The organism is Pseudomonas sp. NPDC086278, assembly GCF_050280905.1.
Lineage (GTDB): Bacteria > Pseudomonadota > Gammaproteobacteria > Pseudomonadales > Pseudomonadaceae > Aquipseudomonas.
The window spans coordinates 26872-41505 of the sequence record NZ_JBNNWE010000036.1 but is presented as its reverse complement, the minus strand read 5'-3'; the positions used below and the strand labels follow the sequence as shown (position 1 = coordinate 41505).

Below are 14634 nucleotides of genomic sequence, written 5' to 3'. Positions count from 1 at the left end.
ATCGAGTCATGGCACACTGCCGCCTTTTGCATCTCTAAGGAACGGACATGGCGTTAATCGAATGTTATGAGTGCAAGCAGAGCATCAGCTCCACGGCGCCTGCCTGCATTCATTGCGGCGCACCGGCGGCAACGGTGCAAGTGGCGACGCCAATGGATACACCGGCCAAGGCGCCGCTTTCTTTCGGGCGTTTGCCGGTCGATGAGAAAGTCGCCAGAGTGACCCCGGCCGCCTTCGGCCGAAAACGAAAACCCGACGGGGCAGCGGATATTCAGGCTGCGGCAACCGCGCAGTCACTCAACGGAGTGCGTCCGGTCGAACTCTGGCTGAAGTTGATGATTTTCTTCTTGCCGCCGTTTTTTGTCTGGTTCCTGCTGCGTCGCGGGCATTCGGTGGGGCAACGCTTGCTCGGTTTCGGCTGGCTGGGCTTGATGATCCTGTTGTCCAAAGCCTGATCCGCTCAGCCCTCGACCCGGTTCTGCGGTTTGCCGGCGGCCCACGCAGCGATGTTGTGCAGGGTCGTCGCGGCAATCGCGCCCAAAGCTTCGCGGGTCAGGAAGGCCTGATGCGCGGTGATGATCACGTTGGGAAAAGTCAGCAGCCGCGCCAGTACATCGTCTTGCAACGGCAAGTCCGAACGGTCCTCGAAAAACAGCTGGGCCTCTTCTTCATACACATCCAGCCCCAGATAACCCAGGCGACCGTCCTTCAGCGCGTCGATCAGCGCCGGCGTGTCCACCAGGGCGCCACGTCCGGTGTTGATCAGCATCGCGCCGGGTTGCATGTGCGCCAGCGATTCACCGTTGATCAGGTGTTTGCTCTGCTCGTTGAGCGGGCAATGCAGGCTGATGATCTGCGATTGCGCCAGCAGCTCGGGCAAGCTCAAGTAGCGTGCGCCGAGGGCTTCGACTTGCGGATTGGGGAAGGGGTCGTACGCCAGCAACTGGCAGCCGAAGCCGTTCATGATTTTGGCGAACGTTGCGCCGATCTGCCCGGTGCCGACCACGCCGACGGTCTTGCCCACCAGATCGAAACCAGTCAGACCGTGCAGGCTGAAATCGCCGTCGCGGGTGCGGTTGTAAGCCCGATGCAGGCGACGATTGAGCGCCAGGATCAGCGCCACCGCGTGTTCTGCCACGGCATGCGGGGAATAAGCCGGAACCCGCACAATCGCCAGCCCCAGGGCTTTCGCCACCGCCAGATCAACGTGGTTGTAACCGGCCGAACGCAAAGCGATCAGGCGCGTGCCGCCAGCGGCCAGGCGCTCCAGCACCGGGGCGCCAAGGTCGTCGTTGATGAACGCGCAGACCACTTCGCAAGATTGCGCCAGCGCCACCGTGTCCAGGCTCAGCCGCGCCGATTGAAAATGCAGCTCGATGCCGGCGGGCAACTCAGCGCCGAGAAAACTCTCGCGGTCGTAGGTCTGGCTGCTGAAAAGAATCGTGCGCATGTTTGCCCTCCTGGGCTGCATCAAGCATTGATACGCGCGTGGGCGGCGAGGCGATTGATCGCCCGGTCGAGGTCTTCCAGCGCGCCGGGCGCTTTCGGGTCCTGTTGCTTGAGCAGGGTTTCGCTGCGCTGGCACGCCGCGCGCAGTTGCGGAACCCCGCAATAACGGGTCGCGCCGTGCAGGCGGTGAACGCGTTCGATCAAGGCATTTTGGTCGTTGGCTTCTCGAGCGATGCGAATGGCCTCGCGGTCGGCTTCCAGGGAGGCCAGCAACATCGCCAGCATGTCCGCCGCCAGGTCGGCCTTGCCAGCGGCCAGACGCAGACCTTCTTCCGCGTCGAGCACCTGCAATTCATGCGCGCCGCCGTGGCTGTCGCTGGAACGCTCCGGCCCCTGGTTGCGCAGCGCGAGGCCGGTCCACTTCAACACCACCTGCGCCAGTTGCCGTTCGCTGATCGGCTTGGTCAGGTAGTCGTCCATGCCGCTTTGCAGCAGTGCGCGCTTTTCGTTGGCCATGGCGTGCGCGGTGAGGGCGACAATCGGCAGCGGTGTGCAATGGCGCTCGCTTTCCCACTGCCGAATCGCTTCGGTACTTTGACGGCCGTCCATGCCGGGCATTTGTACGTCCATCAGTACCAGGTCGAAGGTTTCGGTCTGCACGGCTTTGACGGCGGCATACCCGCTTTCCACCGCAAGCACTTTGGCGCCCATGTCTTCCAGCAGGGTTTGCACCAGCAGCAAATTGGCCGGGTTGTCGTCAACGCAAAGTACTTTCGGCGCGCGGCTCGACACCGGTTCACCGGGCTCGCTGCGTTGCTGGCGCGGGTTGACCAGATCGGACAAGGCCCGGCGCAATTTACGGGTGCACGCCGGTTTGGCCTGAAGCTGGCTGTGCGGGTTCGGCACAGAAAGATGGAACAGCGTCTGTTCCGTGGTCGGGCACAACACCAGCACTTTGCAGCCGAGGTGCTCGAGGTCCCAGATGTGTTGGTTGAGACGCTCCGGCGGCATGTCATTGCTGGTGATGCCGAGCACCGCCAGATCAATCGCCTGATCGGTCTGGTGCGCGCCGGTCACGCCGTTGGCCAGGCTTTCGAGGGTATTGAACGGTGTGACGGCGAGGCCGCAATCTTCCAGTTGATGTTGCAACGCCTGACGCGCCAGTTCGTGGTTCTCCAGCACCGCCACGCGGCGCCCGAGCAACGGCGCGCCGGGCAGGTCTTCGGCGTCGTCGCGGGTTTTCGGCAGGCTCAGGCTGATCCAGAACTCCGAGCCTTCGCCCGGTGTGCTCTCCACGCCGATCTCGCCGCCCATCTGTTCGATCAAGCGCTTGGAAATCACCAGCCCCAGACCGGTGCCGCCGGGTTGCCGTGACAGCGAATTGTCGGCCTGGCTGAACGCCTGGAACAGCGCGCGCACGTCCTGGTTCGACAGGCCGATGCCGGTGTCCTGGATGCTGATGCGCAGTTGCACGCTGTCTTCGTGTTCTTCTTCGAGCATGGCGCGGGCGACGATGGTGCCTTCGCGGGTGAACTTGATCGCGTTACTGACCAGGTTAGTGAGGATCTGCTTGAGCCGCAGCGGATCGCCCACCAGCGACAACGGCGTGTCTCGATACACCAGACTCACCAGTTCCAGCTGCTTGGCGTGAGCGGCGGGGGCGAGGATGGTCAGCGTGTCCTGCAACAGGTCGCGCAGGTTGAACGGAATATTGTCGAGCACCAGTTTGCCGGCCTCGATTTTCGAGAAGTCGAGGATTTCGTTGATGATTCCGAGCAGGCTGTCGGCGGACTTTTCGATGGTGCCCAGATAGTCGAGCTGGCGGGGGGTCAGCTCGCTTTTCTGCAGCAGGTGGGTAAAGCCGAGAATGCCGTTGAGCGGCGTGCGGATTTCATGGCTCATGTTGGCCAGGAACTCGGACTTGATCCGGCTCGCTTCCAGGGCTTCCTTGCGCGCCAGGTCCAGCTCGATGTTCTGGATCTCGATGGTTTCCAGGTTCTGGCGCACGTCTTCGGTGGCCTGATCGATGCTGTGCTGCAATTCTTCCTGGGCGTTTTGCAGGGTGCCGGCCATGCGATTGATGCCGGAGGCGAGTTCATCCAGTTCCTGACTGCCGAGCGGCGGCAGGCGGGTTTCCAGATGACCGTCCTTGAGCTGCGCCACCGCCAGTTTGATCTGGCTGATCGGCCGGTTGATGGTGCGGCCCATGCGTAGCGCCAGCAGGGCGGCACCGGCGAGGCCGGCGGCGATCAGCAGTAGGCTGGCGAACAGGCTGCGGTAGCCGCGCAGCAACATGCCATTGTGGGACAGTTCAAGTTCGACCCAGCCCAGCAGGCGGTCGGCTTCTTGCGGAATCACCTCGCCGGCGAGGTTGCGGTGTTTGCCGAATACCGGCAACAGATAGCGCGTGGCATCGTTGCCACTGCGGCGCAGCATCTGCGAGCCGTTGCCTTGGGGGGGCTGGTTGAGCATGGTCGGGCCGGCGTGGGCCAGCAGCGAGCGGTCGGGAGCGAGGAAGGTCACGGCGCGCACATCGGTTTGCTCGAGCGACTCGGTGGCGATGCGCTCCAGCAAATCGTTGTCCCGGCGACCCATGGCCGGGGCCACCAGCGGCGCCAGTTGTTCGGCGATCATTTCGCCGCGCTGCACGAGTTGGGTTTGCAGGTCCGACTGCTGCATCCAGGTGAAATAGCCGCCCAGGACCAACGCCATCAGGCTGGTCGGAAGCAAGGTCAGCAACAGCACGCGGCCTTTAATTCCCAGTTTCTTGAGCACGCATCTCTCCTGCATCCAGCGGTTAAATGACCTGCGCGTGCATCCGGCACGCGGCACCTGCGCAGTGTAGCGATTTGCCGGCGCTCAATCCTGGTAAATTCTTGCCGTCATTCGTCGGTCAATGCTGCGCTTCGCTGTCGTGGGCAAACCTTGGGTTGCCCATCGAGGGGCAATCTTGAATAATCGCCAACTGAGAATTATTTGCAGATAGTCATGACTCCTATTGCTGCTGGCCACCCTCGAATCCTTTCCATCGAAGACGACCTCGTCCTGGGTGCCTATGTGCACGAGCACTTGGGCCGTTGCGGCTTTCAAGTGACGTGGTGCCAGAACGGGCAACAAGGCCTGGACATCGCCCGCGAGCAAGCCTTCGATGTGGTGTTGATGGACATTCTGCTACCGGGCCTGAACGGCTTGAACGTCCTGACCCAGTTGCGCCAGAGCCATTCGACGCCGGTGGTGCTGATGTCGGCGCTGGGGGCCGAGGCGGACCGCATCAGCGGGTTTCGCCTGGGCGCCGATGATTACCTGCCCAAACCCTTCAGCATGGCCGAACTGCGGGTGCGCATCGAAGCGATCCTGCGGCGGGTGGCGCTGGATCGCCGACCCGCCTCCGCGCCGATGGCAGCGACGACGGACAGCCTGCGCTTCGACGATGAAGTGTGTGAGGTTTTCTACGGCGAACACGCCGCCGGCCTGACCCGCAGCGAGTACCGACTGCTGGAGACTCTCAATCGCAACGGCGATGAAGTGTTGAGCAAGGCCTTCCTTTACCAGCACGTTTTGCAACGCGGTTATGCGGCCCATGACCGCAGCCTCGACATGCACATCAGCCAGATCCGCCGCAAACTCAAAGCCATCGGTTACATCGAGCGTGAAGTGCGCACGGTGTGGGGCAAGGGCTATGTGTTGAGCGCGCTTGATGAAATGGTCTGACTTGCCGGGCCGGCACTCGCTGTTCTGGAAGCTGGCGTGTTTATTGGTGGCGTTCTGTCTACTGATGATCTGGCTGAGCTGGTCGTGGGGCCGCTACATGGAAGAGCGCAACCAGTTCCTGTCGGATGAAGCCCGCGGCACGCTGGCGGGTTATGCCGTGGGCGCCGAGCAGGCTTGGCGTCAGGGCCAGCGCGCTGGCGTCGATGCCTGGTTGCAGAACATGCGTCAGCGCGAGTCGGGGTATGTCGGCGTCATTGGCGGTGACCTGCAATCCCTGAGCAGCCAGCCGCTGACGGACAAGGAAATCGAGCGCCTGACCTTTCTGCGCGGCCTCGACTGGCCGATCCATAAAAAAGCCCTGCCGTGGTTGCGCGTGCCGTTTCCCGGCAATCCGACCGCTGGCAATCTGGTCATCGAACTGCCGCAGCGGTTCATGCCGGGTCGCTACCAGATGGTTTGGCGGGTGATCACCAACGGTGTGATTCCGGGGCTGTTTACCTTGCTGTTGTGCGTGGGGCTTTATCGACTATTGGTGGTGCCGTTGAACAGCCTGCGCGAACAGGCCAATGCCTGGCGTGCCGATCAATTGAATGTGCGGCTGTCGAGCCGCACCACCAATCGTTCGGATGAACTGGGTGATCTTGGGCGGGCGTTCGATCACATGTCCGAGCGTTTGCAAAGCACGGTGGCCCTGCAACAACAACTGCTGCGCGACCTGTCCCACGAACTGCGCACGCCGCTGAGCCGTTTGCGCGTGGCCAGCGAAAGCGAGGCGGGGCTGGCAGCATTGCGTGAGCGCATTGGCCGTGAGGTCGATGGCATGCAGCGTCTGGTCGAGGACACCCTGCAACTGGCGTGGCTCGACACCGAGCGTTCGCCGCTACCCGAAGAAGCGATCCAGATTCAGGCGCTGTGGGAAATGCTCACCGAGAATGCCTGTTATGAGAGCGGCTGGCCGGGCAGCCAGTTGCAGTGCACGGTTGAGTCGTCGTGCTGGGTGCGTGGCAACCTCAATACATTGGCGCAGGCGCTGGAGAACATCTTGCGCAACGCCATTCGTCATTCGCCGTCGGGCGGTGTCGTGCGCCTGGGCGGTCGGCGTGATGGCGACTACTGGCATTTGTGGCTGGAGGATGAAGGCGGCGGGGTGGCTGAGGGCGATCTGGAACGGATCTTCTCGCCGTTCATTCGACTCGACGGTTCGCGACCGGGGGATGGCGGTTTTGGATTGGGGTTGAGCATTGCCAGGAATGCGGTGAAGCGTCAGGGCGGGAGCCTTTGGGCGGAAAATACCGGGCACGGATTGCGCTTGAATATCAGGTTAGTGGCTGAGGTTGGTGGCGTCAGTGATGACACCATCGAGAGCAGGTTCGCTCCGACAATGTCGGTGTGTCAGCCGCAAATTGCGTGATCAACTCATAACCCTGGGGGCGCGACCCTGCCCGCGATGAGCCCCGCGCAGCCACCACCGCTCTGATCTTGCCGGAGCGTTCCGGGGTTTGTGTACGACGTTTCCTAAAGGCGTTTGATGGCGCCTGAAGGCTTCCTTGACGGTTTAAGCTCTTGCTTTCCTCGCCCTCAAGGAGTTGAGCATGAATGCACCCAATGTTGCTGGCAGCACAACCGACGACCGCTTCAATGAAGTGCTTGCGCTGATTCAAAGTGCCAGGCAACAGGCCATGCAGGCCGTGAATACCCAACTGATCGAGCTGTATTGGCAGGTCGGGGCCTATATCAGTCGCAAGATTGAACGGGCCGAGTGGGGCGATTCGGTAGTCGGTCAATTGGCCGAGCATCTGGCCAGGACTCAGCCTGGGTTGCGTGGTTTTACACGTCCCAACCTATTTCGCATGCGTCAGTTTTACGAGATTTATCGAGGCGATGAAAAAGTCTCACCACTGGTGAGACAAATTCCCTGGACACACAATCTGGTCATCTTCAGCCAAAGCAAACTCCCGGAAGAACGAGAGTTTTACCTGCGGATGGCGGTTCAGGAGCGATGGTCGAAGCGTGAGTTGGAGCGCCAGTTCAAGGCCGCGCTCTTTGAGCGAAGCGTCACTAAACCGGCAAACACCTCGGCTGTACTGAAACACACGCACCCGGCTTCCCTTGAGATTTTCCGCGACGCTTACATGGTCGAATTCCTCGAGCTTCCCGGCCAGCATGCCGAAACCGATCTGCATAAGGGCCTGCTGTCGCGTCTTGAGCAATTTCTGATTGAGTTGGGCCGTGATTTCTGTTTTGTCGGGTCCCAATATCCACTGCAAGTGGGCGGGCGTGATTTTGCCCTGGATCTATTGTTCTTCCATCGCGGGCTTAATTGTCTGGTGGCCATTGAACTCAAGGTCGGTCGATTTGAGCCGGAGTATCTGGGCAAACTCGATTTCTACCTGGAAGCACTGGATCGCAAGGAGCGCAAACCCCATGAAAATCCGGCCATTGGAGTATTGCTCTGTGCAAGCAAGGATGACGAGGTGGTTGAGTACGCCCTCAACCGCAGCCTGTCGCCAGCGTTGATTGCCGAGTATCAGGTCCAGCTACCGGACAAACAGTTGTTGCAAGCCAAGTTGCACGAGTTTTATGCATTGAATATCGCGCAGGGAGAAGAGCACTGAGTCGCTTATTCCTATAAGCCATAAGCACCATACTTTGCGTGATATGGCCTGCGAACGTTTGCCGGTATGATAGGCGCCCCCGCAGTCTGGATTGCGAATACGCCATGACCTTGCAGTACCCAACCATCGCCGATTGCGTCGGCAACACTCCGCTGGTTCGTTTGCAGCGCCTGCCTGGCGCCACCAGCAACACCCTTTTGCTCAAGCTCGAAGGGAATAACCCGGCGGGTTCGGTCAAGGACCGGCCGGCGTTGTCGATGATCACCCGCGCCGAGTTGCGAGGGCAGATCCACGTCGGCGATACGCTGATCGAAGCGACCTCGGGCAACACCGGGATTGCGTTGGCGATGGCTGCCGCGATCAAGGGTTACAAGATGATCCTGATCATGCCGGACAACTCCAGCGCCGAGCGTAAAGCCGCGATGACAGCGTACGGCGCCGAGCTGATTCTGGTGACCCAGGAAGAGGGCATGGAAGGCGCTCGCGACCTCGCTCAGCGGATGGAAGCCGAAGGCCGTGGCAAGGTGCTGGATCAGTTCGCCAACGGTGACAACCCCGAGGCGCACTACACCACCACCGGCCCGGAAATCTGGCGTCAGACCGAGGGCACCATCACCCACTTCGTCAGTTCGATGGGCACCACTGGCACCATCATGGGCGTCTCGCGCTACTTGAAAGAGCAGAGCGACAACGTGCAGATCGTCGGTCTGCAACCCATGGAAGGCTCAGCGATTCCGGGCATCCGTCGCTGGCCGCAGGAATACCTGCCGAAGATTTACCAGGCTGATCGCGTGGACCGTATCGTCGACATGGCGCAAAGCGAAGCCGAGGACGTAACCCGTCGTCTGGCTCGCGAAGAAGGCATCTTCTGCGGCGTGTCCTCAGGCGGTGCGGTGGCAGCGATGCTGCGCCTGTCCAGAGAAGTTGAAAACGCGGTGATCGTCGCGATCATCTGCGACCGTGGCGACCGTTACTTGTCGACCGGCATTTTCGACGCGCCCAACTGATGGCCAAGCCAGAGAGAGGCCTGCGCTTCCAGCCCACGGGCGGCAGCAAGGCCCCGCAAATTCCGACCGGCAAAAAGCAGCGCCTGACTATCGAGCGCCTGGCGAATGACGGTCGCGGTATCGCGTTTTTCGAAGGTCGCACCTGGTTTGTCCTCGGCGCGTTGGCTGGTGAAGAGGTCGAGGCGCGCGTATTGGGCGCCCACGGCAAAGTGGTCGAGGCACGGACCGAGCGGGTGTTCCAGGCCAGCGAGCTGCGTCGCCCGGCGCCCTGTCCGCATGCCGGACGCTGCGGCGGTTGCAGCGTGCAACATCTGCCGCACGCCGAACAACTCGCTCTGAAACAGCGCATGCTCGCTGAGCAACTGTCGAAGGTCGCCGGCGTCGAACCCCAGGAGTGGGCAGCGCCGTTGAGCGGTCCGGAATTCGGCTACCGCCGTCGTGCCCGCGTGGCGGTGCGCTGGGACATGAAGGCGAAGAAACTCGAGGTCGGTTTCCGTGCGGCGGGCAGTCAGGACATCGTCGCCATCAACGAATGCCCGGTGCTGGTACCGCCCTTGCAACCGATCATGACCCGCTTGCCGGAAATGCTCCGACGCCTGAGCAAGCCTCAGGCGCTGGGCCATGTGGAATTGTTCAGCGGTTCGTCGTTGGCGGTTTTGCTGCGGCACATGGCGCCGCTGTCCGACGCCGACCTGACGATCCTCAAGGATTTCTGCGCCTTCCATGACGCCCAATTGTGGCTGCACGGCGACGGCGAGCCGCAACCCGTGGAGGCTGGTGCGACGCTGGGCTACCGGCTCGAAGCGTGGGATCTGGATCTGGCGTATCGGCCGGGGGATTTCATTCAGGTCAACGCAGGCGTCAATGAAGCGATGGTCGCTCAGGCGCTGGACTGGTTGAAGCCGACAGCGGACGAACGCGTTCTCGATCTATTCTGTGGGTTGGGCAACTTCGCACTGCCGCTGGCCAAAGCCGTGCGCGAAGTGGTGGCGGTCGAAGGTGTGCAGGCGATGGTCGAGCGCGCCGCCGCGAACGCCGCTAGCAACAATCTGCATAACGCGACGTTTTTTCAGGCCGATTTATCCCAGCCTCTGGCGGAGGCCGAATGGGCCCGCGAAGGCTTTTGTGCGGTACTCTTGGACCCACCGCGTGACGGTGCTTTCGAGGTGGTGCGCAAACTGGCGTCCCTGGGCGCCAAACGGTTGGTGTATGTGTCGTGCAACCCGGCCACGCTGGCGCGCGACACGGTTGAATTGATCAAGCAGGGCTACCGGTTAAAACGTGCCGGGATTCTCGATATGTTTCCTCAGACGGCACATGTCGAGGCCATGGCGTTATTTGAAGCGAGCTAGGACGGCTCGTCTGGTCCGACTGGCCCGCCCGTGCAGCATTCGCATTAGCCCCGCGAGTGCCCTCCGGCAATGAAGGTCAGCGATTTGACGCATTGAATCTGCGTCGTAGGGAAGGTAAGCAAGATGGTACAGGTGAGAGCACACCAGCCGATCAACACCGACGGCAGTATCAATCTCGAGGCTTGGCTCGATCATGCGGTCAGTGTCGATCTGGCACTGGATCGCGAAGCCTTGAAGGACGCATGCGAGTTCGCTCGTGCGTCCGAACAACAGGCCAATGCGGCGAAGAATCTGTGGTCCGAAGGGACTTCGAGTTTTCGCACGGGCCTTGAGATCGCCGAAATCCTCGCCGACCTCAAACTCGATCAGGATTCATTGGTCGCGGCGGTTCTGTACCGCGGCGTGCGCGAAGGCCAGATCGAACTGCCGGCAATCAGCCAGCGCTTCGGTCCGGTCGTCGCCAAACTCATCGACGGCGTGCTGCGCATGGCCGCGATCAGTGCCAGCCTGAGCCCCCGTCAATCGCTGGTGCTGGGCACCCAGGGCCAGGTCGAAAACCTGCGCAAAATGCTCGTGGCCATGGTCGACGACGTTCGCGTCGCGCTGATCAAGCTTGCCGAGCGCACCTGCGCGATCCGTGCGGTGAAAACCGCCGACGACGAGAAGCGCAACCGCGTTGCCCGTGAAGTCTTCGACATCTACGCGCCGCTGGCGCACCGCCTCGGCATCGGTCACATCAAGTGGGAGCTGGAGGACTTGTCCTTCCGTTACCTTGAGCCCGACCAATACAAGCAGATCGCCAAGTTGCTGCACGAGCGGCGGCTCGATCGCGAGCGTTTCATCGCCGACGTGATGAGCCAGCTGAAGAATGAGCTGACGGCGACTGGCGTCGATGCCGACATCAGTGGCCGGGCGAAACACATCTATTCGATCTGGCGCAAAATGCAGCGCAAGGGGCTGGAGTTCAGCCAGATCTACGACGTGCGCGCCGTTCGCGTGCTGGTGCCGGAAATGCGCGACTGCTACACCGCGCTCGGCATCGTCCACACCTTGTGGCGCCACATCCCGAAAGAATTCGACGACTACATCGCCAACCCGAAAGAGAACGGCTACCGCTCGCTGCACACCGCGGTGATCGGGCCGGAAGGCAAAGTGCTGGAAGTGCAGATCCGCACTCATTCCATGCACGAAGAAGCCGAGTTGGGCGTGTGTGCGCACTGGAAGTACAAAGGGACCGACGTCAAATCCGGCTCCAACCACTACGAAGAGAAAATCTCCTGGCTGCGTCAGGTCCTCGAGTGGCATGAAGAGCTGGGCGACATCGGTGGCTTGGCCGAACAGCTGCGGGTTGATATCGAGCCGGACCGGGTCTACATCTTCACCCCGGACGGCCACGCCATCGACTTGCCCAAAGGCGCGACGCCGCTGGACTTCGCCTATCGCGTGCACACCGAAATCGGTCACAACTGCCGTGGCGCGAAGATCAACGGGCGCATCGTGCCGCTCAACTACAGCCTGCAAACCGGTGAACAGGTCGAGATCATCACCAGCAAACACGGCACGCCGAGCCGCGACTGGCTGAACCCGAACCTGGGTTACATCACCACCTCGCGGGCGCGGGCGAAGATCGTTCACTGGTTCAAATTGCAGGCTCGCGATCAGAACGTCGCCGCCGGCAAGACCTTGCTCGAGCGCGAACTGAGTCGCCTCGGCCTGCCGGCGGTGGACTTCGACAAGCTGGCCGACAAGGCCAACATGAAGACCGCCGAGGACATGTATGCGGCGTTGGGCGCCGGGGATTTGCGCCTGGCGCAACTGGTGAACCTGGCGCAACAACTGGTCGAGCCGGAACGCGGCAACGAGCAACTGGAACTGATTCCGCGCAAGGCCACCGGCTACAAACCGGGCAAGCGCGGCGACATTCAGATCCAGGGGGTCGGCAACCTGATGACGCAAATGGCCGGCTGCTGCCAGCCGTTGCCGGGGGATGCCATCGTCGGCTACATCACCCAGGGCCGTGGCGTGAGCATTCACCGCCAGGACTGCGCCTCGGTGCTGCAACTGGGCGGGCGTGAGCCGGAACGGATCATCCAGGTCAGTTGGGGCCCGGTGCCGGTGCTCACCTACCCGGTGGACATCATCATCCGTGCGTACGACCGTTCCGGGCTGCTGCGTGACGTTTCGCAAGTGCTGCTCAACGAGCGGATCAACGTGCTGGCGGTCAACACTCGCTCGAACAAAGAGGACAACACCGCGTTGATGTCCCTGACCATCGAGATTCCGGGGCTGGACGCGCTGGGGCGGTTGCTGGGGAGGATTTCCCAGTTGCCGAACATCATCGAAACCCGGCGTAACCGCACGCCGTGATGTTTCCCCGATCCAATGTGGGAGCGGGCTTGCTCGCGAAGAGGGCGTGTCAGTCGACAACAATGTTGTCTGACACACCGCTTTCGCGAGCAAGCCCGCTCCCACAGGGATTTTGCTGTGAGGGAGATTGATGTATTCACTTGAAGATCTATTGCACCTGATGAGCCGTCTGCGCGACCCGCAGTTTGGCTGCCCGTGGGACATCCGGCAAACCTACGCCACCATCGTCCCGCACACCCTTGAAGAAGCCTACGAAGTCGCCGATGCCATCGAGCGCGGCGACTTCGCTCATTTGCAAGGGGAACTGGGCGATTTGCTGTTCCAGGTGGTTTATTACAGCCAACTGGCCCGAGAAGAAGGGCGCTTCGAATTCGCCGGGGTCATCGACGGCATCACCCGCAAGCTGATCCGTCGTCATCCTCATGTGTTCCCCACCGGTGATCTGTACGCGCCGCTGGATGTCCCGCGCATGACTGAAGAACAGGTCAAGCAGCGCTGGGAAGAGATCAAGGCCGAAGAACGCGCCGAGCAATCAGCCGCGCCGCAGCAGTTGTCCTTGCTCGACGACGTGCCCGCTGCGCTGCCAGCCTTGTCCCGTGCCGCCAAATTGCAAAAGCGTGCCGGGCAGGTGGGTTTTGATTGGCCGCACGCCTTGCCGGTGCTGGACAAGGTTCGCGAAGAACTCGATGAAGTGCTCCAGGCCATGGCTGATAACGACTCGGCGGCGATTGCCGATGAAGTCGGCGATCTGCTGTTTTCCGTGGTCAATCTGGCGCGTCATTTGAAAGTTGATCCGGAAACGGCACTGCGCGGCGCCAACAACAAATTTGAAAGACGCTTCCGTTTTATCGAACAGGCATTGCGCGACACCCACCGTCCCATAGAAGATTGCACCCTCGAAGAGTTGGACGCCTTGTGGGGCGAAGCCAAACGTCAGGAAAAGAACGTGACCAGCTGCGGTTGAGCAGTTGCCCAAGTGAGACATAAGCACCATGAGCATTTCCCTTCGCGACCAGTTGCTCAAAGCAGGGCTGGTCAACCAGAAGCAGGCCAAACAGGTCGGCAAAGAGAAACAGAAACAGCAGCGGTTGGTCCACAAGGGCCAGATCGAGCAAGACGACACCCAGCAGCGCCTGGCCCAGGAAGCACTGGCCGAGAAGGTCAAGCGTGATCAGGAGCTGAACCGTCAGCAGCAGGAGAAGGCCGAGGCCAAGGCTCGCGCGGCGCAGGTCAAGCAATTGATCGAAGTCTCGCGTCTGCCGAAGTTGACCACCGAGGATTACTACAACTTCGTGGACGACAAGAAGGTCAAGCGCCTGTCCGTCAACACGTTGATGCGCAACAAGCTCAGTAACGGTTCGCTGGCGATCGTGCACCATGCCGGCAGCTACGAGGTGATCCCGCGTGAGGCGGCCCTGAAGATCCAGGAGCGCGATCCGCAGCGCATCGTGCAACTGAATGTGCAGACTGAAGAAGCGGCGGCTGAAGACGATCCGTACGCGGCCTATCAGATCCCGGACGATCTGATGTGGTGAGCCATTAGAGGCTGCAACAACGACAAACCCCGCTCATGGCGGGGTTTGTCGTTTTCAATGCTGTAATTGCTTGTGCGCAGCGGCTAGGCGGATAGCTGTTCGCGTTGCTGCTCCAGTGTTTCCAGTTCGCACTTGTAGTTGTGCGCGTCAGTCTCGGAGTGGAACATCCCGACCAACAGGTCCTGTTGGTGCACGTCCCAAATACGGATACCGGCGGCTACGCCTTCATGAGACATGTGTGAATCGTCGCGTTCAGTTACTTTTACAGTCATCTGCTAGCTCCAATCTCGATTACCTGCACCAAGGCATGTGCAGGACTCTGTTATATGTTTTGTTAGCTTGCTAAGTAAACAGTCGAGTTTGGTAACGAATAATTGTGAATTCTGCAAAAGTGCTACAGCCCGCTAAATGCGCGACATTCGGTCGCAGGGCGCTGAGTTTCATGACAAAAGATTCATGTTCGCGCCGAACAAAACCGCGTGTTCAACACCGAACCTGTGGGAGCGGGCTTGCTCGCGAAAGCGGTGTTTCAGTCGACATCTCTATTGACTGACACGCCCTCTTCGCGAGCAAGCCCGCTCCCACAGGTTCTGCGGTG

General features: G+C 60.9%; 12 protein-coding genes. 9 read left to right on the top strand and 3 right to left on the bottom strand.

Translation table 11 applies throughout. The features are described from left to right. Positions 1–47: 47 nt before the first annotated feature. Positions 48–455, top strand: a complete 408-nt coding sequence (locus ACQKP4_RS13710) for a hypothetical protein (protein ID WP_427633889.1) — start codon at positions 48–50, stop codon at positions 453–455. A gap of 5 nt (positions 456–460) precedes the next feature. Here ACQKP4_RS13710 and ACQKP4_RS13705 read toward each other — a convergent pair whose 3' ends face one another. After that, entirely contained in the window at positions 461–1450 is a 990-nt protein-coding gene (locus ACQKP4_RS13705; protein ID WP_427633887.1) for a 2-hydroxyacid dehydrogenase, read from the bottom strand. 20 nt (positions 1451–1470) lie between these two features. Further along, entirely contained in the window at positions 1471–4224 is a 2754-nt protein-coding gene (locus tag ACQKP4_RS13700) for a response regulator (RefSeq protein ID WP_427633885.1), read from the bottom strand. A gap of 213 nt (positions 4225–4437) precedes the next feature. On the opposite strand from ACQKP4_RS13700, the gene ACQKP4_RS13695 reads away from it, so the two are divergent. The 8 genes from ACQKP4_RS13695 (at position 4438) to ACQKP4_RS13660 (ending at position 14036) form a co-directional block, all read left to right on the top strand. Then, a complete protein-coding gene (locus ACQKP4_RS13695) occupies positions 4438–5160 on the top strand; it encodes a response regulator transcription factor (RefSeq protein ID WP_427633884.1) in 723 nt (240 codons plus the stop codon). After that, the gene (locus ACQKP4_RS13690) at positions 5147–6571 is read left to right on the top strand and encodes a histidine kinase sensor domain-containing protein (RefSeq protein ID WP_427633882.1); all 1425 of its coding nucleotides are present in this window, start codon (positions 5147–5149) and stop codon (positions 6569–6571) included. The genes ACQKP4_RS13695 and ACQKP4_RS13690 overlap by 14 nt, the downstream gene beginning before the upstream one ends. A gap of 181 nt (positions 6572–6752) precedes the next feature. Continuing rightward, a complete protein-coding gene (locus ACQKP4_RS13685) occupies positions 6753–7775 on the top strand; it encodes a PDDEXK nuclease domain-containing protein (RefSeq protein ID WP_427633918.1) in 1023 nt (340 codons plus the stop codon). Between the two features lie 104 nt (positions 7776–7879). Beyond that, positions 7880–8782: a cysteine synthase CysM gene (gene cysM / locus ACQKP4_RS13680; RefSeq protein WP_427633880.1), complete on the top strand. Its 903-nt coding sequence runs from the start codon at positions 7880–7882 to the stop codon at positions 8780–8782. After that, positions 8782–10134, top strand: a complete 1353-nt coding sequence (gene rlmD / locus ACQKP4_RS13675) for a 23S rRNA (uracil(1939)-C(5))-methyltransferase RlmD (protein WP_427633879.1) — start codon at positions 8782–8784, stop codon at positions 10132–10134. Before cysM ends, rlmD begins: the two co-directional genes overlap by 1 nt. 123 nt (positions 10135–10257) lie before the next feature. Beyond that, positions 10258–12501 (top strand): GTP diphosphokinase, encoded by a 2244-nt coding sequence (gene relA / locus ACQKP4_RS13670; RefSeq protein ID WP_427633877.1) that lies wholly within the window; start codon positions 10258–10260, stop codon positions 12499–12501. A gap of 130 nt (positions 12502–12631) precedes the next feature. Continuing rightward, complete coding sequence (gene mazG / locus ACQKP4_RS13665) at positions 12632–13465, top strand: nucleoside triphosphate pyrophosphohydrolase (protein ID WP_427633875.1); 834 nt, start codon at positions 12632–12634, stop codon at positions 13463–13465. 28 nt (positions 13466–13493) lie between these two features. Continuing rightward, on the top strand, positions 13494–14036 hold the full coding sequence (locus ACQKP4_RS13660; protein WP_427633873.1) for a DUF2058 domain-containing protein: 543 nt from the start codon (positions 13494–13496) through the stop codon (positions 14034–14036). Between the two features lie 83 nt (positions 14037–14119). On the opposite strand, the gene ACQKP4_RS13655 is transcribed toward ACQKP4_RS13660, so the two are convergent. Beyond that, positions 14120–14308, bottom strand: coding sequence for a hypothetical protein (locus ACQKP4_RS13655; protein WP_162437964.1), 189 nt, complete (start codon positions 14306–14308; stop codon positions 14120–14122). Positions 14309–14634: the final 326 nt, after the last annotated feature.

Coding starts and splice junctions, on each gene's coding strand:
- ACQKP4_RS13710 (WP_427633889.1), top strand. CDS start 48: ATGGCGTTAATCGAATGTTATGAGTGCAAGCAGAGCATCAGCTCCACG.
- ACQKP4_RS13705 (WP_427633887.1), bottom strand. CDS start 1,450: ATGCGCACGATTCTTTTCAGCAGCCAGACCTACGACCGCGAGAGTTTT.
- ACQKP4_RS13695 (WP_427633884.1), top strand. CDS start 4,438: ATGACTCCTATTGCTGCTGGCCACCCTCGAATCCTTTCCATCGAAGAC.
- ACQKP4_RS13690 (WP_427633882.1), top strand. CDS start 5,147: ATGAAATGGTCTGACTTGCCGGGCCGGCACTCGCTGTTCTGGAAGCTG.
- ACQKP4_RS13685 (WP_427633918.1), top strand. CDS start 6,753: ATGAATGCACCCAATGTTGCTGGCAGCACAACCGACGACCGCTTCAAT.
- cysM (WP_427633880.1), top strand. CDS start 7,880: ATGACCTTGCAGTACCCAACCATCGCCGATTGCGTCGGCAACACTCCG.
- rlmD (WP_427633879.1), top strand. CDS start 8,782: ATGGCCAAGCCAGAGAGAGGCCTGCGCTTCCAGCCCACGGGCGGCAGC.
- relA (WP_427633877.1), top strand. CDS start 10,258: ATGGTACAGGTGAGAGCACACCAGCCGATCAACACCGACGGCAGTATC.
- mazG (WP_427633875.1), top strand. CDS start 12,632: ATGTATTCACTTGAAGATCTATTGCACCTGATGAGCCGTCTGCGCGAC.
- ACQKP4_RS13660 (WP_427633873.1), top strand. CDS start 13,494: ATGAGCATTTCCCTTCGCGACCAGTTGCTCAAAGCAGGGCTGGTCAAC.
- ACQKP4_RS13655 (WP_162437964.1), bottom strand. CDS start 14,308: ATGACTGTAAAAGTAACTGAACGCGACGATTCACACATGTCTCATGAA.